The organism is Actinoallomurus sp. CA-150999, from assembly GCF_050942425.1.
Lineage (GTDB): Bacteria > Actinomycetota > Actinomycetes > Streptosporangiales > Streptosporangiaceae > Actinoallomurus.
Genome location: NZ_CP192063.1, coordinates 3,996,473 through 4,020,626 on the forward strand (window position 1 = coordinate 3,996,473; position 24,154 = coordinate 4,020,626).

The window sequence follows — 24,154 nt, forward strand, 5'->3', positions numbered from 1 at the left end:
AACCATGCGAATGATTATTGACTTTTATTCGTTGCCGGTGGCAACGTGTCCGAAATAGATGATAAGGAGCCGTGCCGATGTCTGAGCGGATCGGGGCGTGTCCGGTAAGTCACACCGACTACCGGGCGGCGACGGCGCCCACCGGCCACTACGCGCTGCTCGACGAGGAGCGCGAGAAGAGCCGGTTCTTCTGGAACGACCAGACCGAGCGCGGCTTCTGGATGCTGACGCGCTACGACGACGTGCTCGCCGGCTTCCAGGACCCGGAGACCTTCACCAACGAGATCACCAGCGCGCTCAACCCGCAGAAGGGCATCGACCTGCTGCCGCAGCGGCTCGGCGGGCAGGCGCACGCCGACATGCGGCGCGTGATCAACCCGTACTTCTCGCCCGCCGCCGTCCGCCGGATCGAGCCCTTCGCCACCACGCGCTGCGCCGAACTGGTCGAGGAACTCGCCCCGAAGGGCACCTGCGACTTCGTCGCCGACTTCGCCATCCGCTATCCCACCGAGGTGTTCCTGGTCCTGCTCGGGCTGCCCGCCGCCGACGGCGAGTTCTTCGTGCCCTGGGCCGACGACACCTTTCGCGGATTCTTCGGCGGCGACCCGGACAAGGCCCGCGCCGCCTCCGAGCGGATCATGGCGTACTTCGCCGACCTCGTCGCCCTCCGCCGCGTGAAGCCGCTGGATCCCAAGGAGGACCTGGTGTCCCGGCTGGTCGAGGCCCGGGTCGACGAGCGGCCGATGCCGGAGAAGGACATCCTGACGATCTGCATGACGCTGATGCTCGCCGGCCTGGACACCACGCGCAGCGCGCTCGGCTACATGTTCTGGCACCTGGCCCGCAACGAGCCCGACAGGCGGCGTTTGACCGACGAGCCCGATCTCGGGCCGGCCGCGGTGGAGGAGTTCATCCGGCTCTACCCGCTGGTCATCCAGGCCGGCCGGGAGACCGCCCGCCCGGTGGACCTCGACGGCATCGAGGTGGCCCCCGGCGACGTCGTCTGGCTGGGCATCGGCTCGGCCAACCGGGACCCGCGCAAGTTTCCCGACCCGGACCGGTTCATCCTCGGGCGGAAGGGGGTCAACCAGCACCTCGGCTTCGGCGCCGGCCCGCATCGCTGCCTCGGCATGCACCTGGCGCGGCTCGAACTCGCCGTCGTCCTGCGCGAATGGCACGCCCGGATCCCGGACTACCGGATCGATCCCGGCACCGAACTCGTCGAACGCGGCGGCCAACTCACGCTGACCGGCCTTCCCCTGGAGTGGACGCCTTGACCGAACGGATTCGCATCGACGCCGGCCGCTGCACCGGGCACGGCCGCTGCTACACCGTGGCCCCCGACCTGCTGACCGACGACGAGGAGGGTTTCGTCGAGCAGCGGGGCACCGAGTTCGACGTGCCCGCGGGCATGGCGGCGCAGGCCGCCGACGCGGCGGACGCCTGCCCTGAGATGGCGATCAGCCTGGTACGGCCCGTATGACCGAGTCGGAGCGCCGCGCCGCCGCCTGGGCCTCCGAGGTGCCTTCGGACGAGGAGGGACGGCGTCCGAAGGCACCTCGGAGGCGAGCGGGGAGCGGAGCATGAGCGAGCCGGAGCCGGTGCCTTCCGGCGTCCTCGCCGGCCGGGTCGCCGTCGTCACCGGCGGGCTGTCGGGGATCGGCGCGGCCGCGGTCCGGCGCTTCCTGGACGAGGGCGCGTCCGTCGTCGCCGGCGACCTGCGGGCGGACCGGCCGTCCGAGCTCGCCGCCGAACCCGCGGGCCGTCTCATCGTACGGTCCGCCGACGTCGCCGACGAGGCGGACGTACGCGGGCTGGTGGACACGGCCGTCGAGCGGTTCGGCCGCCTCGACGTGATGTTCAACAACGCCGGGGTCCTCGGCGCCATCGGCCCGATCGCGACGGCGGACATGGACGAGGTGGACCGGACCCTCGCGGTGAACCTCCGGGGTGTCTTCCTGGGAATGAAGCACGCCGCCCGCGTCATGCGCCCCCTGCGCTCCGGCTCGATCATCTCCACGTCCAGCCCGGCCGGCCTGGCAGGCGGCCAGGGCCCGCACGCCTACAGCGCCGCGAAGGCCGCGGTGATCGGATTGACCAGGTCCGTCGCCGCCGAACTGCGGGCCGACCGGATCCGGGTGAACACCGTCGTCCCCGGGGCCACGGTGACCGCGATGATGGCCGACGTCGCCACCGGAGACGCCGCCGACCTGGAGGGCGCGGCGGAGAAGATGGCGGCGACCGCGTGGATGGACCGCCCGATCCGCCCGGAGGACGTCGTCGAAGCCGTACTGTTCCTCGCCTCCGATGCCTCCCGGTTCGTGACCGGCGAGACCCTGTCGGTCGACGGCGGCATGACGAGCGCCCCAGGCTCGTCGCCCTTCCTCACCGAGCGGTTCGCCGGCACCTCAGCGATCTTCGAGAACGGCCGGCGGACGGAGCGCCACTGACATGCTCGAACACGTCCGGGTCCTGGACCTCAGCGACGAACGCGGACTGCTGTGCGGCCGCCTGCTGGCCGACCTCGGCGCCGACGTGGTGCAGGTCGAGCCGCCCGGCGGCTCAACCGCCCGCGAGCAGCCACCATCGAGCGAATGCGGGCATGCGCCGTTGACCGTGGGCGGGCCTGCGGGACCGACCGCTGGCGAGCATGCGGTGCCGCGCACGCGCGAGTACGCGGCGCCGGCCGTGAGCGGGAATGCGGTGCCGAGCGCGGGCGAGTATGCGGGGCCGACCGCGGGTGGGTATGCGCCGCCGACCGCTGGCGAGCAGGCGGCGCCGAGCACACGCGAGCATGCGGGGCCGATCGCGGGCGGCCGGTCGTTCTACTGGGACGCTTATGCCGCGAACCGGCGCGGCGTCGCCCTCGATCTCGCGGCGCCGGACGGCCGCGCCGACCTGGACGCGCTGCTGGCCGCGGCCGACATCCTCATCACGTCCTGGCCGCTCGACCGGCTGGTGGAGCACGGGCTGGATCCCGAGCGCGTACGGAGCCGGTTCCCGCACCTGGTCCACACGGCGATCACTCCGTTCGGGCTCAGCGGTCCCAAGGCCGGCTACGCCGACAGCGACCTGGTGCTGTGGGCCGCCGGCGGGCCACTGGACCCGCACCGTGAAGGGGACGGCCCGCCGCTGCGGATCAGCGTTCCGCAGGCCTACCTGCACGCGGCCGCGGACGCCGCCGCCGGAGCGCTCATCGCGTACCTGTCCGGCCGGGGACAACTCGTCGACGTGTCCGTCCAGGCGTCGCTCGGAGTGACCACCCTGGGCCGGGTGCTGGCCGACGCCGTCGGCGACGAGAAGCCCGAATGGCAACGGCAGCCGGTCGCGCGCACCGACCAGAGCGGCAGCGGGGCGGCGACGTCGAGCGCGATGAAGAAGTGGGCCTGCCGGGACGGCGTCATCGAGTTCCACCTCGCCATGGGGCCCGCGTCCGGCGGGTTCACGAACAACTTCTTCGCGTGGCTGCGCGCCGAAGACGCCTGCGACCCGCGCTTCGCGGAGTGGGACTGGCGCCGGGTCCCCGAGCGGATCGAGTCCGGTGAGCTGACCGGCGAGGACATCGCCGCCGCGCGGTCCGACATCCGTGCCTTCTTCGCCGCCAAGACGAAGGCGCAGGTTCTGGACGCGGCCCTGGAGCGCCGGCTGCTGTGCGTCGGCATCGCGGAGATCGACGACATCGCCGCCAGCGCCCAACTGGCGGAGCGGGATTTCTGGTCGAGGGTGGGCGAGGGCGACCGGGCCACGACCCTTCCCGGGAGGTTCGCACACATCACCGGTTCGGTCTTTCCCGCCGTACGACGCCCGGCGCCACTGCCCGGCGAGCACACCGCCGAGGTACGGGCGCAGTGGACGACGACCCCGAGGCCGCGCCCCGCCGACGACCCGCACTCTGCTCACCCACGCCCGGCCGATCTGGGGACCGCCGTTCATCCGTGCTCCGCCGATCCGCGCCCCGCCGACAATCCGCACGCTGCTTACTCGCGCCCGGCCGACCCGGGGATCGCCGCTGATCCGCGCCCCGCCGCCCCGCAGACCGCCGCCCACCCGTACCCCGCTCACTCGCGCCCCGCCGAGCCGGGGACCGCCATTGATCCGGGCCCCGCCGACCCGTCCCCCGCTGATTCGCGGATCGCCGGCGACCCGCACTCCGCTCACTCGCGCCCCGCCCACCCCCGGACCGCCGTTCATCCGCGCCGAGCCGACCCGCGGACCGCCGACGACCCGGGACTCGCCCGCCCGCGTCCCGCGTACCCCCAGACCACCGTCCACCCGCAGACCACCGCTGGGCGGGCGGATGACGCCCTGGCGGGGCTGCGCGTCCTGGACCTGTCCTGGGTCGTTGCCGGACCGCTCGTCGGCCGGGCGCTGGCCGACTTCGGAGCCGAGGTGGTCCGCGTGGAGTCCGCGCGGCGGATCGAGACGTCACGGCTCATGCCGCCCTTCCACGGTGGTGTGCCGGGCCGGGACAACTCGGCGCTGTTCGGCACCGTGAACGCCGGCAAGCACGGCCTCACCCTCGACCTCGGTACGGAGGACGGGCGGGCCGTCGCCCGGGACCTGGCGGACTGGGCCGACGTCGTCATCGAGTCGTTCTCACCCGGCCTGATGCGCCGCTGGGGCCTGGATTACGAGACGCTGCGGGCGCGGGACCCCCGGCTCATCATGCTCAGCTCCTCGCTGATGGGGCAGACCGGCCCGTACGCGATGCTCGCCGGGTACGGCAGCACCGGCGCGTCGCTGAGCGGCTTCCAGAATCTCGTGGGCTTCCCGGACGAACCACCCGTCGGCACGTTCGGGCCCTACACCGACTACGTGGCCCCGAGGCTGGGGCTCGTCGCGTTGCTGGCGGCGCTCGAGCGCCGGGAGCGTACGGGGGAGGGCTGCTACATCGACGTCTCCCAGGTCGAGTCCGGCGTCTACTTCCTGTCTCCGTACTGCGCGCGCTACTTCGCCGACGGCACCGTCGTCAGGCGGAGAGGCAATGCGGACGAGGTCTTCGCGCCGCACGGGGTCTACCCGTGCCTGCCGGAGCACGGCCGGGACCGCTTCGTCGCGCTGACCGTCCGCGACGACGCCGAATGGGCGCGCCTCGCGCACGCGATGGACCGTCCGGATCTCGCGGGCGACCCGGACCTGGCGACCGCCGCCGGCCGGCGCGCCCGGTCGGCCGAGCTCGACCGGCTGGTCGGAGCGTGGACAGCGTCGCGGAAGGCGCGGGAGGTGGAGGAACTGCTGCAGGCGGCCGGCGTTCCGGCGCACCTGTCGGCGAACCCCGCCGACTTCGCGGCCGATCCGGCACTGCGACACCGGGGGCACCTGGTCCGGCTGCCGCACCCCCTGCACGGGGAGACGGTCGTCGAAGGACCGCGCTACGTGCTCTCGGAGACGCCCGGCCGGGTCCGCCGGCCGGCGCCCACGCTCGGCCGGGACAACGAGTTCGTGCTGCGGGAGATCCTCGGGTACCCGGAGGCCCGGGTGCGCGAGCTGACCGAACGAGGGGTGTTGACGTGAGCGACGAACGGCCGGAGCCCGACGACTGGAGGGCGGCCTGGTGGCCGGTGGAAGAGGCGGTCGGCACGGACTTCTCCGACGGCCGGACGGTCTACGGCGCCGACGTGGTCGAGCGCGGCGCGATCCGGCGGTTCCTCGAACCGTTGGAGCTGGACTGCGCGCTGCACACCGACCCGGAGGCCGCGCGAGAGCACGGGTTCGCCGACGTGACCATGCCCTACACCGGTGTGGTCGGGTGGGCGATCCCGCCGATGTGGCGGCCGGGCGAGACACTGTTCGACTCGGCGGACCGGAACGCGCAGCCGGTGCACAGCCCCATCAACAACCAGGACATGCCGATCGGCCCCCGGACCACCGGGTTCTTCGCCACGGACATCGAGTTCGACTTCCTTCGCCCCGTGGTGGCGGGGGAACGGATCGGCCGGCGTGGGCGCAGGCTGGTCCGGTGCGTTCCCAAGGAGACCTCCGTCGGCCGCGGCGCGTTCCTGACCTGGGAGAGCGAGATCGTGACCGAGACCGGGGAGGTCGTCGCGCGGCAGCGCACCGGAACGTACGCCTATGAGCCGAAGGGGGAACGGTCATGACCGGACCGGCCGGGACACGCGGCCCGGCGGCCGAGCCGGACACGTCCACGCGACAGCGGTACTTCGAGGACGTACGCGAGGGCGAGGAAGTGCCGGGCGTCGCGTATCCGCTGACGGTGTACCGGCTCGTGATGGCCGCCGGGTCCAACCGCGACTTCAACTCCATCCATCACAACACCGAGTACGCCCGCGCCACCGGCGCCCCGGAGATGTACGCCAACACCGGCCTGCTACTGGGCATGTGGGAGCGCGCCGTACGCGACTGGATCGGCCCGGCCGGGACCATCCGCGGGATCCGGGGCTTCCGGATGCGGGCCTTCAACGTGGTCGGCGACACGACGTGGGTACGCGGGCGCGTCGCGTCCGTTGGCACCGACGAGAGCCCCGGCGGCGACGAGGGCCCCGGCGTCGTCGATCTCGAACTGTGGTGCGAGAACTCGGCGGGCGTCACCGTCGGCCCCGGAACGGTCCGGGTGACGCTGCCGGCGCGGGCGAACCGGGAGGACTGAAATGAACCGGGCACGTGAACTGTCCGGCCGGATCGCCATCGCCGGTCTCGGCATGACCGAGATGGGCAAGGTGTACGGCCGTACGGCGATGGGGTTCGCGGTCGAGGCCGTCGCTCTCGCCGCCGAGGACGCCGGCGTCGGCCTCGCCGAGATCGACGGCCTGCTCATCAATCCGGGCGTGGGCGGCGACATCGGCCCGCCGCTGCAGGCCGCGCTCGGCCTGCGGGACCTACGGCTGCTCTCGGCGATGCAGGGCTTCGGCTCGTCGGCCGGTGGCATGGTGCAGTACGCCGGTCTCGCGATCGACGCGGGCATGGCCGACGTGGTCGCATGCGTGTACGCCGACGCGCCGCTGCGCAAGGACGCCGGTACGGGCGCCGCCTACAGCGGCGCCGCACGCCCGGGGGCGAGCCTCGACCGGCTGCCGAGCGCGGCCGGGCTGAACACCGCCGCCGCCAAGTACGCGCTGGCCGCCCGGCGGTACATGGAACGGTACGGCACGACCAGCGAGCAACTGGGCGCGGTCGCGGTGGCCGCCCGGCAGTGGGCGGCGCTGAACGACCGGGCCCAGATGAAGGACCGGAAGCTCACCCTCGAAGACCACCAGACGTCCCGGATGATCGCCGACCCGTTGCGCCTGTTCGACTGCTGCCTGGTCAGCAACGGCGGCATCGCCGTCATCGTGACGAGCGACGAGCGGGCCCGCGACCTGCGCCGGCCTCCCGTGTACGTGCTCGGCTGGGGGCAGGGCCACCCCGGCCACCCGATGGGCCGCGGCAGCGAGTTCGGGCTGGTCACCGGTGCCGCGGCGTCCGGAGCGGCAGCCTTCGCCATGGCGGGGCTGGGGCCGGCGGACGTCGACGTCCGGGAGATCTACGACTGCTTCACTTACACGACCGTGGTCTCGTTGGAGGACTACGGATTCTGCGCCAAGGGGGAAGGCGGCGCGTTCGCCGCCTCCGGCGCGCTGGCCCCGGGCGGCGACCACCCCACGAACACCGGCGGCGGCCAGCTCTCCTCTTATTACATGTGGGGGATGACGCCGCTGTCCGAAGGGATCATCCAGGCCCGCGGCGACGGCGGGGTGCGGCAGGTGGACGGGGCCGAGGTCGTCCTGGTCAGCGGCAACGGGGGAGTCGTCGACTACCACTCGACGCTCTTGCTGAGCCCCAGCCCTTCGAGCCGAGGGAGGTGACGGGCGATGACCGTCGCACCGATCAAACGGGACGAGGAGTCCGCCGAGTTCTTCGACGCCGCAGCACAAGGTGTCCTGCTGCTGCGCTGGTCCGCCGCGAGCGGCCGGTATCTCCCGCCCGCCGCGGTGATCGATCCCGTCGCTCCGACGTCACCGCCGACCTGGAGACCCGCCTCCGGGCTCGGCGAGATCGTTACCTGGACCGTCATCCCGGGCCGCGACGCCCCCGCCACCGTCGTCGCGATCGTGGAACTGGAGGAGGGGCCGTGGATCACCGTCCAGGTCCAGGACCTCGATCCGGCCGGGCTGCGGGCGGGCCATCCCGTACGGATCGGATTCGAGACCCCGGAGGACGGCGAGGCCGTGCCGATCGCGCTTCCCCGCGCGTGAGCCGTGCCGGTCGCGGCCTCCCCGCGCGTGAGCGGCGCCGATCGCGCCTCCCGGTACGTGAGCGGCGCCGATCGCGCTTCCCCGTACGTGAGCCGTGCCGGTCGCGGCCTCCCCGCGCGTGAGCGGCGCCGATCGCGCCTCCCGGTACGTGAGCCGCGCCAATCGTGCCTCCCCGTACGTGAGTCGCGTCGCCTGGCCCGACGGGAGGTTCAGCGCCCGCGCGGAATGGAACCCCAGGGCTCGCGACCGGGCTCTCAGGTCGTCGCGCCGGCGGGCGCGGAGCCGGTCTGGAGACCGGCGAGGAGCTCCCGCCAGGGGCCGACCGTCGCGAACACCGCCATCGACGCGAGGGCCGCCTCATAAGCGGCCCCGGGGGCGGAGATGCAGTCGGCGGCCACGGAGACCTCGAAGTCCCGCTGTTCGGCCGAGCGTACGGTCGCCTCGACGCAGGCGTTGGTCACGACGCCGCTCACGAGCAGCCGGCGGACGCCCATCAGCCGCAGGACGAGTTCGAGGTCCGTGTAGAGGAAGGCGTCGTAACGGTTCTTCATGATGACGCGGTCGCCGGGCAGCGGGGCGAGTTCGGCGACGATCTCGGCGTCCCGGCTGCCGCGGACCAGGGGCGTCGTGCCCGGCGGGAGGGCCGCCATCATGCGTGCCGGGACGTCCACCAGGTCGGGGCGGAAGACGTGCCGGGTGAAGACGACCGGCATCCCCGCCGCTCGCACCGCGTCGATCATCGCCGCGTTGTTCCGGATCACCGTGTCGATTCGCGGCAGCCCGAACCCGGCGCGCGGGAGGGATCCGTCGGCGCGGCAGAACCCGTTCTGCATGTCGATGACCAGCGCGGCGGTGACCACGGGCGCTCCCTTCCGACGGGGCCATAGTAGGAATATGATACGCATAGATTTGTGACGGCCTCGACTCGGCGGCCCCTCCGGGCGGTCCGGGAGGGGCGCCTCAACGCCGAGCGAGCGGGCCGCGGAGCATGGAGGGCGCGAAATGACAGTCTCCGGCATTCACCACCGGCCAGGGGTGTTCGTGGGCGGCGTCTGGGACGAGTCCGGCGGTGGGGTGGTCACCCAGGTGCGCAGCCCGGCCACGGGGAAGCCCGTGGGCGAGGTCCGGCCGGCCACCGCCGCCGACGTCGACGCGGCCGTCGCACGGGCCGCCGAGTCGTTCGCCGCCGGTGACTGGCGTCACCGCCCGGTCGCCGAGCGCGCCGCCGTCCTCCGCGCCGCGGCGGATCACATCGAGCGCCTCGGCGACGCCGCGGTCGACCTGCTCACCGGTGAGCTCGGCTGCCCGCGCTGGTTCGCCGAGCGTGCCCACGTGCCGAACCCGATCCGCCACCTGCGCTACTACGCGGACCTCATCGAGCGGGAGCCCCTCGAGGAGATCCGGGAGGACGGCGTCAACCGGAGCCTGGTGATCCAGGAACCGGCCGGCGTGGTCGCCGCCATCACCCCGTGGAACGGCCCGCTGAGCGCCCCCGCGCTGAAGGTCGCCCCGGCGCTGGCGGCCGGCTGCTCGGTGATCCTCAAGCCGGCGCCGGAGACCCCGCTGAGCGCCTACCTGCTCGCCGACGCGCTCACCGCGGCGGGCCTCCCCGAGGGCGCGTTCAGCGTGCTGCCGGCCGGTCGCGAGGTGGGCGAGCACCTCGTCCGGCACCCGCGGGTGGACAAGGTGGCCTTCACCGGCAGCACCGCCGCGGGCCGCCGCATCATGGCGCTCTGCGCGGAGCGCATCGCGCGCGTCACGCTGGAACTCGGCGGCAAGTCCGCCGCCGTCGTGCTCGGCGACGCCGACGTCGCCGCGGTCGTGCGCGGCCTGATGCCGATGGCGATGATGGTCAATGGTCAGGCGTGCATCGCGCAGACCCGGGTGCTCGTGCCGGATCAACGACAAGGAGAGTTCACCGACGCGCTCGCCGCGGCCTTCGCCGGCCTGCGCGTCGGCGACCCGTTCGACCCGGACACCGACATCGGCCCGCTGGTCAGCGAGGCACAGCGGGCGCGCGTCGAGGGGTACGTCGAGACGGGCCGGGCCGAGGGCGCCACGGTCGTGGGCGGCGGGCGTCCGGGCGGCCTGGACGACGGCTGGTACGTCAATCCGACTCTCCTCACCGGCGTCACCAACGCCATGCGCGTCGCGCGAGAGGAGATCTTCGGCCCGGTGGTCGCCGTGATCCCGTACTCCTCCGAGGAGGAGGCCGTCGCCATCGCGAACGACTCGATGTACGGGCTGTCCGGGTCCGTCTGGTCCGCCGACGCGGAGCGGGCGTTGCGCGTCGCCCGGCGGCTGCGGACCGGAATGGTCAGCCTGAACGGTTTCCCGCAGGCGTTCGGCACGCCGTTCGGCGGTTTCAAGCAATCCGGCCTCGGCCGCGAGATGGGGCCGGAGGGCCTGCGCACCTACCTCGAGCCCGTCTCCATCGCGCTCGGACCCTGACGATCCGATCACGATTTCCTGTGAAGAGCATGGAAAGTACCGATTGCGCGGCTAATTGCCGATGATCGATACTATGATGCTCGAATTACCGGGGATCTACGATGCGCGGCGGCGTCTCCTTGGCATGCCCTCCTCAGCCGCGCATCTTCTGCGCGAAGTGGGGTCATCAGTGCGCGTGCAATCGGGTCGATGGATCATGCCGGCGGCGGCCGGAGCGGTTCTCACGCTGGCCGCGGCGTGTTCATCCAGCGGAAGCGCCTCCCCGGCGGGCAAGGAGGCGAAGGCCCCTGACGCGGCGGCCGCGATCACTCCTACCGACGGGGCCAAGAAGGTCCGCCCGGACAAGGGCGTCTCGGTCACGGCGAGCAGCGGCGTCCTGGAGCAGGTGACCGTGCAGGCGGGCCAGAGCACCGTCGACGGCACTCTGTCCGCGGACAAGAAGAGCTGGAACACCAAGTGGACGCTCAAGCCCGGCACCACGTACACCGTGACCGCCACCGCCAAGAACGCCAACGGCAAGGTCGCGACCGCCACGAGTAAGTTCACGACGCTCAAGGCGTCCTCGACGGTGAAGATCAGCGACGTGACGCCGAGCGCGGGGGAGACCGTCGGCGTCGGCATGCCGATCACCGTGAACTTCGACCAGCCGGTCAGCAACCGCGCGGCGGTCGAGAAGGCCCTGGAGGTGCGCTCGACCTCCCCGATGCAGGGCGCGTGGCGCTGGATCACCAGCGAGCAGGCCATCTTCCGGACCCAGTCGTACTGGCCCGCGCACAGCAAGGTCAGCCTCGTCGCGCACCTGGCCGGCGTACGGGCCTCCGCCGGCGTGTACGGCACCAAGGACGTCACCCGCAACTTCTCGATCGGCGCGTCCCACATCGCGAAGGTCAACCTCAAGACCCACAAGAGCAAGGTCTACGTCGACGGCAAGCTCGCCAAGACGATCCCGGTCAGCGGCGGCATGGGCGGCGCCGACTCCCACGGCAACGACTTCCGGACCACGAGCGGCATCCACCTGGCGATGGGCAAGGAGCCCGTCGTGACCATGACCTCGCCGAACATCAAGAAGGGCGAGCCCGGGTACTACCACGAGCTGGTCTACAAGGACGTCCAGATCAGCAGCAGCGGCGAGTACCTCCACGAGAGCCCCGGCGAGTACGGCTGCCTCGGGCACAGCAACTGCAGCCACGGCTGCGTCCGGCAGACGCCCGCCGGCGCCAAGTGGTTCTTCAACCTGAGCAACCGCGGCGACGTCATCGACATCAGCGGCACGTCGCGTGACCTCGAGTGGAACAACGGCTGGGGCTACTGGCAGCTGTCCTTCACCAAGTGGATGAAGGAGAGCGCGACGAAGCAGCCGGTGACGACGACGCCCCTTACGGGCTGACGGACGACGGACGGCGGGGCCGCGACCGCGGCCCCGCCACGTCTATTTCCGATCATGGAACGCGGCCCGTCCTGACCACGTCGAAGGACGGCGAAGAGCACCTTCGGGCATGACGGGAGAGCGATGACGGCCAATCCGGGCCTACTGACACGCGTGGTCGCGGGATTCAAGAAAGAGGTCCCCGCGAACACGATCGAGTCGATCCAGAAGGCCGGGGTCGCGGTCTACCGGGCGCTCGACGAGGCCGAGGCCGTACGCCGTGACCTGACCGCCAAGGAGATCGACCCCTGGGACGCCCCGATCGCGGCGGCCGCCCAGCAGGTGTACGCCTGGAACGCCTACGTCCTGCAGACCCTGGGCGACAAGATGATCGAGGCCGACTACCGGGCCGACACCCGTACCGTCGGGTACCTCCCGAGGGTGACGGCCGAGCAGGTCTGGGCGTTCTTCGGCCAGGTCGAGGGCTGGCTCTCGCTGAGCCGCCAGGCCGCGGCCAACCCGGACTACCGGCCGGACCCCGGCATGACGCTGCCGGCCGACCTGCCCGGCTGGATCGAGATCGAGCCCTGCCCCGCGCCGCACCTGCGGGCCATGATCGCGGCCGGTGAGGCCATCCGGGAGCACACCGAGGTCGCCCTGGGCACCTTCGAGGTCGCGTGCACCCACGACGGCCACCGCGCCGACCTGTCCCGGCTGCGCCAGATCGCCGCCGAGGCGTCGTCCGCCGCCGACTACGCCGCGCACGTCTTCGAACCCGGCGCGAGTCAGCAGCTGCACGAGATCATCGAGCAGCGGCTCCAGCACGCCCTGGGCGCGTACTACCACCTGGGTCAGCTCCTCGCGATGCCCGTCCTGCTCACGTCGTACGGCCGCGGCGTGATGGGCGGGGGCGCGGTGGGCGACCGGCTGCCTCCTCCGGGCGCCCTGGGCTTCGACCCCTGGTGCCTGACCGACCCCGGCTCCCTCCATCGCTGGACGAACGATGCGCAGGCCATCCGGTCGATCGACGAGATGTGGCGGCACGACCCCGACCACGCCAAGACGCTGCGCGTCCAGGAGCAGATCAACGCGGCGCTGTACCGAGGCGACGTCGTACGGACCGGGTCGATGTACTACTGCTCGCCGTGGGCGTCGATCTACCGTGCCGCGCGTTCCGTCGTGATCGGCACTCGCGTGCTGCAGCCTGGTCAGGACTTCACGTACGAGGTCTCCGCCGAGGAGATCCTCAACGGCGGCCGGTTCGTCCGAGAGATCGTCAGCGGCCCGTTCCAGCCCGCCTCGCGGATCGAGTACGACGACCCGGGCGACCGCCACTGAGGTGTCCTCGCCGTCGTGGGAACCTCCGGCTCCCCGGGTGATGATGGAAGCACGCCCCCCATGGAAGCACGCCTCCCATGGGAGCACCGCCCCCATGGGAACACCGCCCCCTCACGCCAGGAGCCTGTGTGGCAGAGTCGCTGACCTACGCCGACGCCCTGAAGATCCTCGGTACCCGGCAGAGCCGCCTGGTCGGCATCGTCGACCGGCTGGCGGCGGCGGGACTCGCGACGTGGACGGTCGCGGCGGCGGCCACCGGACACGACGTGTCGGCACCCCTCAACCTGTTCGACCTGAAAGAGGAGATCGTCAGGTTCGGGCACGAGACCGTGCGCCGGATCTCGGAGCGGCGCAACGGGCTCTCCCGCTTCGACCGGACGCAGCGGCTCGCCGCGGCCCATGCCGTCCTCGTGGTGTCCTCCTACTTCGAGGCTCTCGAGCAGGTGGACCTGCCGATCGCGCTCGACCGGCTGGAGCTGACCGCCGCCGAGCGGGTCGCGACCGCGACCGGCGGCGCTCCGGCGCGAGGAGGCGCCGAACTGCTCGAGGGACTGGTGAACGAGAGGCTCCCGCTGCCCGAGCCGCACGTGCCGTACGAGCGCACCCGGACGGCGATCACGGCGACCTACGAGCTCATGTCGAGGCGGCTCACGACCTTCATCCGCGGCGTCGCCGCCTGGGACGACCTCGCTGGCCCCGAACGCACGCGCCTGACGCGGGCGGTCATGGCCGTACCGCCCGCCGCCCTGAGCGCCTACGAACAGGCGTTCCGCCGCCTGGCCGCCGACAACCGGGAGTTCGAGGTCTGGGCGAACCTCACGCGGGTCGACGCGCTCGGCGCGGGACTGTCCGAGGTGGGCCGGCTCCTCACCGAGATGGCGGCGAGCCGGCCCGGCGACCGGCCGCGACGCCACCTGCTGCGGAGCTACCGCGCGGCACTCGCCGAGCCGATCGTCGCGGCGGGCCGGACGCCCGAAGGGGTCGTCCTGCCCACGCTCGGCGAGGCGTACGTCAATCCACGCTGCAAGGTGGCGGAGGTCCGGCCGGGGGACAGCCCCGCGGGACAGGAGTGGTGGGACCGGCAGGAGCCGACGCCGTACGCCGAGGCGTTCCTCTCCGGCTACCTCACCTCGCCCCGGGCGGTCCAGGCCCCGCTCGTCGTCCTCGGCGAACCGGGGTCGGGCAAGTCCAAACTCACCGAGATCCTCGCCGCGCGGCTCCCGGAGGAGGACTTCCTGCCGATCCGGGTCGAGCTGCGCGACGTCGCCGCCGAGTCCCTGATCCAGGAACAGATCGAGCAGGCGATCCTCCAGCAGTCGGGAGAACGGGTGGCCCTGCCCGACCTCCTCGACGCGGCCGGCGGGGCGCTGCCGGTCGTGATGCTCGACGGTTTCGACGAGATGCTGCAGGCGTCGGGCGTCAACCGGTACGACTATCTGGAGCAGGTACGGGAGCTGCAGCGCCGGCAGCTCGCGATCGGTAATCCGATCGCCGTCATCGTGACGAGCCGCACCGTGGTCGCCGACCGCGTGCGATATCCGGCGGGCTGCATCGCGCTGCAGCTCCAGCCCTTCACCGCCGACCAGGTGCGGTACTGGCTGGACGTCTGGAACCGGCACAACGCGGACCTCCTCCGGGCGCGGGCGCGGCGAACGCTGCCGGCCGAGACCGTACTGGCCCATATCGAGCTCGCCCGACAGCCGCTCCTCCTGCTCCTACTCGCCATCTTCGACGCGAACGACAACGCGCTGCAGCAGGCGGGCGCGACCGCCCTGGGACAGGCGGGGCTGTACGAGGCCCTGCTGATGGACTTCGCGTTCCGCGAGATCCGCAAGTCCCCGCACAACGCGGCACTGCCGTCCGAGGCCCAGCGCAGGCTAGCCGAAGCGGAACTCGAGCGGCTGGCCGTCGCCGCGGCCGCCATGTTCGCCCGGGGCCGGCAGACCGCCTCCGAGGACGACCTGGACCGGGACCTCGCCGTGCTGCTGCCGGAGCGGGCGGCGACCGCCGACGGCGACGCGGCGGCGATCAGCCCGGCGCAGCAGGTCACCAGCCGGTTCTTCTTCATCCACCGGTCCGAGGCCCGGGTACGCGACCAGCGGACCCGCAGCTTCGAGTTCCTGCACCCCACATTCGGGGAGTTCCTCGTCGCCTGGCTGACCGTCCGCGCCCTCGGCGACCTGGTCGCCGTCCGGGAGGTCATGAGCGCGCGTTCGACGGCGGCGGGCGGTCGGCCCGACGACGGCTTCCTCTTCGCGGTCCTGTCCTTCGCGTGCGTGGCCGAGCGCGCGCCGATCGTCGGCTTCCTGGGGGAGCTGCTCCGCCGGACGCCCGCAGGCGATCACGACCCCCGCAGGGCGCTGCTGCGGGAACTCCTCGACGGCGCCCTGTACCCGCACGGCGGCAGGTCGTACACCGGATACGAGCCGGCCGGACACCCGATCACGCGGCGGCTCGCCGCCTACTCGGCCAACCTCACCCTTCTCCTCGTCCTCCTCTCCGACGAGGGGACAACCGTGGCGGAGATGTTCCCCGGTTCCGGCGCCGCCGTGGTGGAGCGCTGGGTCCAGCTGAGTCACCTCTGGCGGGCGCAGCTGTCGTCGTCGGAGTGGGAAGGGATCATGATGACCCTCCGGGTCACGGTGAGCCGGACGGACGACCTCCGGATCCGGCTGAGCCGGGAGGACGGCTCCGCGGTGTCGGTGCTGGACGCCTTCGCCATCTCGGCGCCGGGCTCACGGCCGGAGGCGACCGACTACGACGTGTACCTCTCCGGCGATCCCATCGGCTCCTTCGACCTTCGGGTGCCCGCCACCAGCGACATCGGGTTCCTCGTCCGGAGGATGGCGTTCCTGCCGAACTGGCGCCTCGGGCTGCTCTTCCTCCAGTCCGTGCCCTTCTTCCAGGCTCTGGGCGATCGGCTCCGCCGGCGCGCGGATGACGAGACGACGATCCTGCCCGCCTACCAGCTGGCGCGGCTCGACCACACGCGAGACGTGTCCGACCGGGAACGCGCGGCCGTCTACGGCGAATGCCTCCGTGCCGTCGCCGCCTTCCCGGAGCTGTACCGGCTCGTCCTCCTGCGCCTCCGCGACGACGTCGGCAGGCTGCCGGTCGCGACGGTGGTCGACCTGCTCCGGCAGGCGAACACCGTACGGCCGACCGACCTGTACCTCGAGGCGATCAACGATCTGTGGCGGCGGCTGCCGGGCGACGGCGGACCGGGGCACGGCCTCGACGGCCGGGACCTGGTCGTCGCGCTCGTCAAGGCGATCGAACAGCGGTGGCCGGACGCCGACCTCGGCCGGCTGACCCCAGGGCTCCGCGTCGCGGCCGCGGGAAGGGAGCGCACCGCCGGCACCCGATGACCCCTCGAGAGCGGAGGCCCTCACTCACACGGCGATCAGGGGCACTTTTCGTTCCCCGAGAGGAACTGCACCGTCTGCGGGGCTTGGCCCGGGGTCTTGGCGGGACAGAGCCGGACCACGGCCGGAGCCGAGTCGTCGCGGTTGCCGTTGTTGTCGAAGGTGATGTTCCCGCCGGCCCCGGCGACCGACTGGCCGCCCTTGGAGAATCCGCCGATCGCCGTGTTGACCTCGGTCGGCGTGACCTTCTGGCCGGCGCTGAGTGAGTTCAGGGCCGTGGCGACCGTGAGCATGGCGTCGTACCCGTTGATCGCCCAGCCGCTGTCGAGATGCGCCGCGGCGAAGCCGAGATCGGCGAACTTCTGCCGGAGCCCGGCGAAGGTGGGACTGTTCGACCTGGCGAGCAGATCGGGGTCGGCCAGCGGCGTGTACACCAGACGCACCTTGCCGTTGCGGAACATCGTCGCGTTCAGCGCCGCGTTGCGCTGCTGCTCGACGTCCGTGTCCGTCTCCTGGGACCGCATCCGGGCGGCGTCGGAGGTGCTCATCACGGTGATGCTGGAGAATTGGCACTGCCCGTTCGCGGACAGATCCGCGGTCTTCGTCAGAAACGTCGGCAGGTCGCGGGCGCGGGCCGCGTAGAGGACGTTCACCGTGCCAGGGCTGCTGCAGATCCGCTGCGCGGACTGCCGCACGGTCGTCGGGTCGCTGGGGTCGAACCTCACCTCCTGAACGTTGCCGAACCGGCGGTGCATCAGCGGCAACGCCGTGCAGGTGTACGGGTCGTCCATGGTGACCGGGGTCATGATGAAGTTGACCCTGTTCTTGTTCGGCTTGAAGAACTCGGCCAGCCGGTCGATCTGCACCGCGTTGCGGTACGCGACCCGGTAGAAGAAGCCCTGTCCGACTCCGTTCTTGTACGTGGCGCCGGGGTTGCAGCCTCTGAAGTCCGGCCGATCATCCGCGGACCCGTTCTTGTCGAAGCCCTCGGCCGTGATCACCGGCGCCACCATGGGGATGTGCCGCGCGGCGAGCACCTGGGCGGCGTCGGCCGACTGCTGGAAGCTCAGCCCCATTCCGACCACCCCGACGACACCGTCGTCGGCCAGCAGTCTCGCCACCGAGGCCGCCGCCTGTTCGGACGCTCCCATCTGGCCGACGCGCACCCGGACGGGGTGGCTGCAGTTGGCCTTGTCCTCATTGGCCTTCGCCTGGGCGGCCGCGATGCCTTCGAGCTGATCCACGGCCCTGCCCCCGGCGTCCTTGGACGTCAAGGTGACCAGCGCGCCGACGGTCACCGCCTTGGAGTTCTTCCCGCACGAGCCGTCCCGCGCGTCACGGTTCTGATCGGCGATCTTGCGCATCACCGCGTTCGCCTCGGGGCGGCGGAACGCGTACCGGCCGGTGCTCGTACCGACACACTCGCCGTCCTTCCGCCAGATGTCGGAGCCGAACACGGCGGCATGGCAACTCAGCCGCTCGTACACCGGACCGAGTATCGACGCGACGGCGGCGACGAGCGCCAGAGCGAGGAGGGACGCGATCAGTCGCCGCCAGGCCTTCCACCAGTCGGTCCAAAAGTCGCCCCCGCCCCACCACGCATGCCATCTCGGCCGCTGACGCGGCCAATTCGGGAGGATCCACCATTTGTGACGGGGAGGCTGGTCGTGGCCGTGCACCGTTGTTCGGTTTCCTTTCTCTCCCCGGCGCTCATGAGCGCGGACACCATCGGACGATCAGGCCAGGGCGTTCGCGAGTGCCTCGTAACGCATCGTGCGGTCAAGGAAGCGAAGCTGGATCTGGTCGTCGAGCTGCTGATAACTGCGGCTGACGGTCAGGTAGAGCTCTTTGAGGTCCTCCCGGTTGCTCAGCAACGGGTTCGTGAGCCGATGCAGGTTGGTGACGAGCCGGGAGACGGCGACTTTGGCCAGGGGGTCGCCGGGCGTCCGGCCGCCGGCCGACGGCGCGGGGTCGGTGGCCGATGGCGTGCCAGGCGCCGGGCTACCACCGCACCTGGCCAACGGCGGGGTCGCCACGGCTCCGTCGAGCAGCGCCAGCCATTGGTTCGTCGGCAGCTCGGGCAGGAGATCGAAGAGCTTGCGGACAACGCTGCCGACCTCACCCAGCGCGAGGTCGTGGTGGAGCACGCCGCTCAGATCGTCGTGGTCGTGTGCGTGGTCGCGCAGCTTCTTGAAGACCTCGCACCATCCGGCCCCGTGAGCCGGATCACGGGCGGCGAGCTCGCGTAGGAGCAGGAGGCGGACGAAAGGGGCCATCGCCGGCTTCCCCCTGGGGCCCGGAGCCGACCACAGCGTCGTGGAAGTGAACAGGACCAGTTCGGCGTTCACCCGATCTCCCATCAGCGGTGCCAGGAGTCGCGCCTCCTCGTTGTCCCGTGCGGCCGCCAGCGTGATCAGATCGTTGCTGAGCTGCTTGTCGCGGTGTTGCCGTGGACTCAGACCGGCGGTGATCGAGTCGAGTACGTGCCGCTCCAGCCGATCGTCGAGGTCGATCAGCGGCCTCGACAGCACGGCGTCCAGGTTGTCGATGAGCGCGGGTTCATGATGGAGCTGGTTCAGGACGAGGTCGGTGGCCTTGGCGTGTCCGCCGGTGAACCGGTGGATCGTCGACGCGATGACGCTGGTTCCGAGCGACTCCCACAGCCGCCCGCGCGCCATCTGCTGGACGTCCTTCTCCGTCAGCCCGTCGAGAACGACGCGCAGGAACGAGCCGGGCCGGCCGATCTCCTCGGCGGTCAGGTGCTCCACGGCCGACTCGGACCATCCGGGTGTACGGCCGGTCGGACCCGCGGTGTCGAACCTGGTGAGACCGCCGCTCGTGGTGACCACCACCAGGGGATCCGGTGGCGCCCCCTGAGTCCTCAGCTCGCTTCGCACCCGGTTCAGGGCTCGCACGAATTCCCTCGCCGAGGGAGTGTCGCCGTTGTCCAGGAGGACGACGGCGTTCGACCGGCGGTTGACGGTCCGCGCGAGGCTGTCCCGCAGATCCGCGAGCAGGGCGGCGATCAGCAGGTGGTCGACGTCCTGCCGGACGGAAGCGCTCGCCTGTTGCGCCTGGCGGCTGAGAAGGACGAGCGCCCGTTCCGGGTCGTGGCGGAAGTCCTGGTCCTGATGGCCGAACCACGCCTTCGCGTCATTCCACGCCAGTCTGGCCCGGCGCCGCTCCAGCCTTCGGGTGATCTCCTCGGCCGCAGCCGGTACGAGGTTGTCCGCTCCCGGCGTCTTCAGGTACGCGGAGGCATCGGTGACCAGCGGGACGAGGAGCCTGACCACCGCGCCACGGTCCTGATAGGCGTCGATCCGCTTCCGCAGGGTCCAGACGTCCTTCATCGCGTCGCCACTGTCGATCGGGCCGTCCATGGCGATGTGGGCCAGCACCACCCGGGGGAAGGAGACCTGGTACGTGGGCACCTTCGCGGTCAGCCCGAGCATCACGGCGCGCAGCACGTCGCGCATCGAATCGGCCTGCCCGACGGCCAACGGGTCGACCATCGCCGTGGGCGCCGCCTCGGCGTTCAGTCTCCAGACGTGCCGGAGCACTTCCGATCGGCCCGACCCGCCGATGCCTTCGAGCACCAGAACGGGGCGAACCGTATCCGGCGTCACCTGGTGACCGCCGTTCACTCGAATAAATTGATCTATTAGTGCCAGCAAGCTCGATCGTCCCGAGAAAGCCATGCGAACCTCCGGCCGGCGATACCCTGCGCCCTCGGCCATCCCGCAGCGTATCGAGGTGTCAAAGGACCGTAACAGAGTATTACCGGCGATTTCCGGGACCGGTCCCGGTCTCTGCGTTAAATCCGCATTATGGCCGACCGTAACCACGGCTACCGGATTGGTCTCCTGTCGTTCCGCGATCCCGATCAACGGCAAAAGTGGTATAGGTGGAAAATGGGTTTGATCGACAATTTCCACCCATTGATCACGCTGGTGGTACCGGTGGGGCCGGGCCGACCTCCGCCCGGCCTCGCGGTCGCGCAGGACTCTCAGCCCGGCTCGCGGCGGATGAGCTCCCGGCCGTGGTCGCGGAGTTCTCGGACGGAGGAGACGCCGAGCAGCTGGAGCGTGCGGGTGAACTGCGCGGTCAGCAGCTCCAGGGCGCGGTCGACGCCGCGGATGCCGCCCGCCATCAGGCCGTAGAGGTACGCCCGGCCGATCGCCCCCGCGTCCGCGCCGAGGGCCACGGCGACCGCGAGGTCGGCGCCGTGCCGGATGCCGGAGTCGACGAGGACGCACACGTCGTCGCCGACCGCGGCGCGTACCTCCGCGACGGTGTCGATCGGCGGCATGAGCCGGTCGAGCTGACGGCCGCCGTGGTTGGACAGGTGAAGGCCGTCGACCCCGGCGTCCACGGCGCGGCGGGCGTCGTCCGGGCCGACCGGGCCCTTGACGACGAGCGGGCCGGCCCAGCGCCGCCGCAGCTCGGCGATGTCCTCCCAGGTCACCGGGCCGAACTGGCCGGCCATGTTCTCCATCGTCACCGAGCCGGGCACGCCGTTCGCGCCGGCGAGGTTCGCGAACTCCAGGCCGGGGGAGCGGAGCATCCGGGTCCAGTAGCCGGGGCGGGATCCGAGGTCGAGCAGGGTGCGGACGGTCAGGCTCGGCGGAACGGTCAGCCCGTTGCGCAAGTCGCGGCCGCGGTGCCCGGCCACGGCCGTGTCGACGGTCACCTCCAGCACGCGGTAGCCGGCCGCCGCCGCGCGGTCGACCAGCTCCCAGCTGGTCTTGCGGTCCTTCCACACGTACAGCTGGAACCACAGGTCCGGATGGCCCGCGATGGCCGCCAGGTCCTCCACGGAGGTGGTGCCGACCGTGGACAGCGTGTACGGGACCCCGCGGCGGGCGGTCACGCGGGCCACGGCGGGCTCGCCGACCGGATGCATCATGCGGGTGTAGCCGGTCGGCGCGAGGACGAGCGGCAGCGCGGCCGGCCGGTCGAACAGCCGGGTCGCCGTGTCGACGGAGGACACGTCGGCGAGGGAGCGCGGCGTGAACCGCCACCGCCGCAGCGCGTCGACGTTGGCGGCCATGCTGATCTCGTCGTCCGCGCCGCCGTCGACGTAGTCGAACACCGCCCTCGGCGTGCGGCGCCGGGCGACCCGGCGCAGGTCGTCGATGTCGTGGCAGTGGGCGAGCCGCCGCCGTACCGGGTCGCGCTCGAACGGCTCGAGCCTGATCAGGGACCGGATCTCCCGAAGGTTCACGCTCACGCCTTTCGTCCGTGGACGCGTACAACCTTGAATAGCGGTCATGTTTTCACGGCGATCGGGAGGTGCCGCAGCGGGCGGTGTCGTCCCGAGGGCCGTCATGCCATCGGCCGGGTCCCTTCCGGACGATCCCGGCTGTGAACGCTTCTGTAAGGAATCTTGACGGTTAGCGCGATTGCGATCATGGTATGTCGCATGAAAATGCGCAGACGTGAGTTCCTCGTCGCCGGGCTGGTGTCCGCCGCCGCGCTGGCGGGGGCTCCGGGCGGCCTCGCGGCCGTCCGGACGAGCGCGGCCGGGGCCGCCGCCCTGCCGGCGGGCGTGTACTTCCAGGACACTGGGACCACCGGTGGCTGGGACAAGGCCTACACCCAGAAGCAGGGCGTGATCCGGACGGTGAGCAGTCCCGCCTACAAGGGCTCCACGGCGATCGAGGCGAAACAGACCTACATCGAGGAGACCGGCGGATATCACTCCGAGGTCATCAAGAGCGGCGCGCAGAGCGTCGGCCAGGACCGCTACTACGGCCAGGCGATCTACCTGCCCGCCGGCTGGCAGTTCCACGATCAGAACGTGACGTTCCAGCAGTGGTCTCCGGAGGACCCAGAGGGGCCGTGGCTGCTGATGTTCGTCTACGGAGACGAGTTGCGGTACGGCGGCTCCGGCGGGATCAGCGGCACGATCGGCGCGATCAGCTCGCTCCGCGGAACCTGGATCCGTGTCGTCACGCGCCTGAAATTGGCCTCGGGCACCGGCGCGTTCGAGGTCTGGGTGAACGGCAAGAAGCTGGTGAGCCGTACCGGCATGACCGTGCTCCCGAGCACCTCCCAGACGATCCGGTGGTCCTCCGGCATCTACTGCACCGCCTGGCGGACCGGGAAGCCGGCCGCGCAGTCGGTGTTGTCGATCTTCCACGACCAAGCGCGCATCGCGTCGTCATACACGCTGGCCGAGCCGGCGAACTGGTGAGGTGCGTCAGCGCAGGTCCGTGACGCGCTCACCGCCCCCCCGCTCCTCGGCCCGAGCGGCGCGCGCTCGCTCACCCGGAGTGGTCGGTGACGCGGACGGTCTCGGCCCAGGCCGGCGGGGGCGGGGCGTCCTCGCCGATGAGGGCGGCGATGAGGCGGGCCGACGAAGGCTCCTCGGGCCACGGCGTGTAGCCGTCGGTCAGCACGATCACGACGCCGGGCCGTTCGGGCAGGGCGAGGGCGGCCTTGATGCCGATCCGCATGTCGGTGCCGCCGCCTCCGGCCAGGGTGACCTGCTGCGCGGACGTCACGCGGGACGCGGCGTGGACGTCGGCGTCGCAGGCCAGCACGGTGACCCGGTTCCCGCCGACGCCGACCTCGCGCAGCACGCCGGTCACCTCGCCGAGGGCCGCCGCCAGTTCGTCCTCGCCCATCGACCCGGACGTGTCCACCACGATCGCGACGGCGGGCATCGGGCGGCGCAGGCTCGGCAGGACCACGCCGCGCAGCGCGGCGGTGCGGCGGGACGGGCGCCGGTAGGTGTAGTCGACCGCCCCGGCCGCCCAGGCGACGGCCTCGCGTACGGCGCCCGCGAGCACGCGGCGCCAGTCGACGGTCGGTTCGAGGACCTCGTCGGCCCAGCGCCGCCAGCCCGCCGGGAGGGTGCCCCGGTTGCGCTGGTGCGCGCGCATGGCCTCGGCGGTGTGCCGCCGCAGCGCCTCGGCCTCGACCGAGCTGACCCCGCCGGGGTCGGCGATCTCCCAGTCGCCCGGCGTTCCGTGGGCTCCGGAGCCGCAGTCGGAGCACGTCACCGATCGGGGCAGGTGGGGGAGGTACTCCTCGAACAGCCCGCCCGCGTCGAGGCCGAACGTCCGGGGCTCCACCCGCCCGTCCGGCAGCGCCAGCCCGTCGTCGAGCAGGTCGTCGTTGATCTCGCAGTCCTGGGCCACGTTGACGCGCAGCCGGTCGCCCTGGTCGGTTGCGGGCAGCCGCTCGGCGCGACCGTGATGGTCGCGCAGCAGGTGCGCCACCTCGTGGATCCAGACGCCCGCGAGCTCGGGCACCGGCGTCTCCGCGACGAACGACGGCGACACGTAGCACCGCCAGTGCCGGTCGACGGCCATCGTCGGCACTCGAGTGCTCGGCACGACCGTCAGCGAGTACAGCGCGGACGCGAGGTACGGCCGGTCGGTCGCGGCCCGGTACCGCGCCGCGAGCAGCTTGACGCGGTCGAGCTCGGCCATCGC

18 protein-coding genes are annotated in these 24,154 nt (G+C 71.6%); 13 read left to right on the plus strand and 5 right to left on the minus strand.

All coding sequences use genetic code 11. From position 1 onward, the window contains the following. The first annotated feature begins 77 nt into the window (after positions 1-77). From ACQP2O_RS18755 to ACQP2O_RS18790, 8 genes are all read left to right on the plus strand, one after another. Positions 78-1,277, plus strand: coding sequence for a cytochrome P450 (locus ACQP2O_RS18755; RefSeq protein ID WP_433186437.1), 1,200 nt, complete (start codon positions 78-80; stop codon positions 1,275-1,277). Beyond that, a complete protein-coding gene (locus tag ACQP2O_RS18760; RefSeq protein ID WP_433186439.1) occupies positions 1,274-1,483 on the plus strand; it encodes a ferredoxin in 210 nt (69 codons plus the stop codon). Before ACQP2O_RS18755 ends, ACQP2O_RS18760 begins: the two co-directional genes overlap by 4 nt. A 100-nt stretch (positions 1,484-1,583) precedes the next feature. After that, a complete protein-coding gene (locus ACQP2O_RS18765) occupies positions 1,584-2,450 on the plus strand; it encodes an SDR family NAD(P)-dependent oxidoreductase (protein ID WP_433186441.1) in 867 nt (288 codons plus the stop codon). 1 nt (position 2,451) lies between these two features. Then, positions 2,452-5,514 (plus strand): CoA transferase, encoded by a 3,063-nt coding sequence (locus tag ACQP2O_RS18770; RefSeq protein WP_433186444.1) that lies wholly within the window; start codon positions 2,452-2,454, stop codon positions 5,512-5,514. Further along, on the plus strand, positions 5,511-6,098 hold the full coding sequence (locus tag ACQP2O_RS18775; RefSeq protein ID WP_433186447.1) for an FAS1-like dehydratase domain-containing protein: 588 nt from the start codon (positions 5,511-5,513) through the stop codon (positions 6,096-6,098). The genes ACQP2O_RS18770 and ACQP2O_RS18775 overlap by 4 nt, the downstream gene beginning before the upstream one ends. After that, positions 6,095-6,607: an acyl dehydratase gene (locus tag ACQP2O_RS18780; RefSeq protein ID WP_433186450.1), complete on the plus strand. Its 513-nt coding sequence runs from the start codon at positions 6,095-6,097 to the stop codon at positions 6,605-6,607. The genes ACQP2O_RS18775 and ACQP2O_RS18780 overlap by 4 nt, the downstream gene beginning before the upstream one ends. 1 nt (position 6,608) lies before the next feature. After that, positions 6,609-7,802, plus strand: a complete 1,194-nt coding sequence (locus ACQP2O_RS18785; protein WP_433186453.1) for a thiolase C-terminal domain-containing protein — start codon at positions 6,609-6,611, stop codon at positions 7,800-7,802. Between the two features lie 6 nt (positions 7,803-7,808). Then, positions 7,809-8,192 (plus strand): Zn-ribbon domain-containing OB-fold protein, encoded by a 384-nt coding sequence (locus tag ACQP2O_RS18790; RefSeq protein ID WP_433186456.1) that lies wholly within the window; start codon positions 7,809-7,811, stop codon positions 8,190-8,192. A gap of 254 nt (positions 8,193-8,446) precedes the next feature. Here ACQP2O_RS18790 and ACQP2O_RS18795 read toward each other — a convergent pair whose 3' ends face one another. Continuing rightward, entirely contained in the window at positions 8,447-9,052 is a 606-nt protein-coding gene (locus tag ACQP2O_RS18795) for an isochorismatase family cysteine hydrolase (protein WP_433186459.1), read from the minus strand. Positions 9,053-9,194: 142 nt separating this feature from the next. Here ACQP2O_RS18795 and ACQP2O_RS18800 point away from each other — a divergent pair, with 142 nt between their 5' ends. From ACQP2O_RS18800 to ACQP2O_RS18815, 4 genes are all read left to right on the plus strand, one after another. Beyond that, the gene (locus ACQP2O_RS18800) at positions 9,195-10,643 is read left to right on the plus strand and encodes an aldehyde dehydrogenase (protein WP_433186462.1); all 1,449 of its coding nucleotides are present in this window, start codon (positions 9,195-9,197) and stop codon (positions 10,641-10,643) included. 175 nt (positions 10,644-10,818) lie between these two features. Further along, positions 10,819-12,030 (plus strand): Ig-like domain-containing protein, encoded by a 1,212-nt coding sequence (locus ACQP2O_RS18805; RefSeq protein ID WP_433186465.1) that lies wholly within the window; start codon positions 10,819-10,821, stop codon positions 12,028-12,030. Between the two features lie 123 nt (positions 12,031-12,153). Continuing rightward, the gene (locus tag ACQP2O_RS18810) at positions 12,154-13,347 is read left to right on the plus strand and encodes a hypothetical protein (protein ID WP_433186468.1); all 1,194 of its coding nucleotides are present in this window, start codon (positions 12,154-12,156) and stop codon (positions 13,345-13,347) included. A gap of 128 nt (positions 13,348-13,475) precedes the next feature. Next, a complete protein-coding gene (locus ACQP2O_RS18815) occupies positions 13,476-16,715 on the plus strand; it encodes an NACHT domain-containing protein (protein WP_433186470.1) in 3,240 nt (1,079 codons plus the stop codon). Positions 16,716-16,750: 35 nt separating this feature from the next. Here the strand turns inward: ACQP2O_RS18815 and ACQP2O_RS18820 are convergent, their stop codons facing one another. From ACQP2O_RS18820 to ACQP2O_RS18830, 3 genes are all read right to left on the minus strand, one after another. After that, positions 16,751-18,199, minus strand: coding sequence for a hypothetical protein (locus tag ACQP2O_RS18820; protein WP_433186473.1), 1,449 nt, complete (start codon positions 18,197-18,199; stop codon positions 16,751-16,753). Positions 18,200-18,448: 249 nt separating this feature from the next. After that, complete coding sequence (locus tag ACQP2O_RS18825; RefSeq protein WP_433186476.1) at positions 18,449-20,308, minus strand: hypothetical protein; 1,860 nt, start codon at positions 20,306-20,308, stop codon at positions 18,449-18,451. Between the two features lie 410 nt (positions 20,309-20,718). Beyond that, positions 20,719-21,942: an alpha-hydroxy acid oxidase gene (locus tag ACQP2O_RS18830; RefSeq protein ID WP_433186479.1), complete on the minus strand. Its 1,224-nt coding sequence runs from the start codon at positions 21,940-21,942 to the stop codon at positions 20,719-20,721. A gap of 192 nt (positions 21,943-22,134) precedes the next feature. On the opposite strand from ACQP2O_RS18830, the gene ACQP2O_RS18835 reads away from it, so the two are divergent. Continuing rightward, entirely contained in the window at positions 22,135-22,908 is a 774-nt protein-coding gene (locus tag ACQP2O_RS18835; RefSeq protein ID WP_433186482.1) for a polysaccharide lyase, read from the plus strand. Positions 22,909-22,978: 70 nt separating this feature from the next. Here ACQP2O_RS18835 and ACQP2O_RS18840 read toward each other — a convergent pair whose 3' ends face one another. Further along, a complete protein-coding gene (locus ACQP2O_RS18840; protein WP_433186485.1) occupies positions 22,979-24,151 on the minus strand; it encodes a vWA domain-containing protein in 1,173 nt (390 codons plus the stop codon). Positions 24,152-24,154 lie beyond the last annotated feature (3 nt).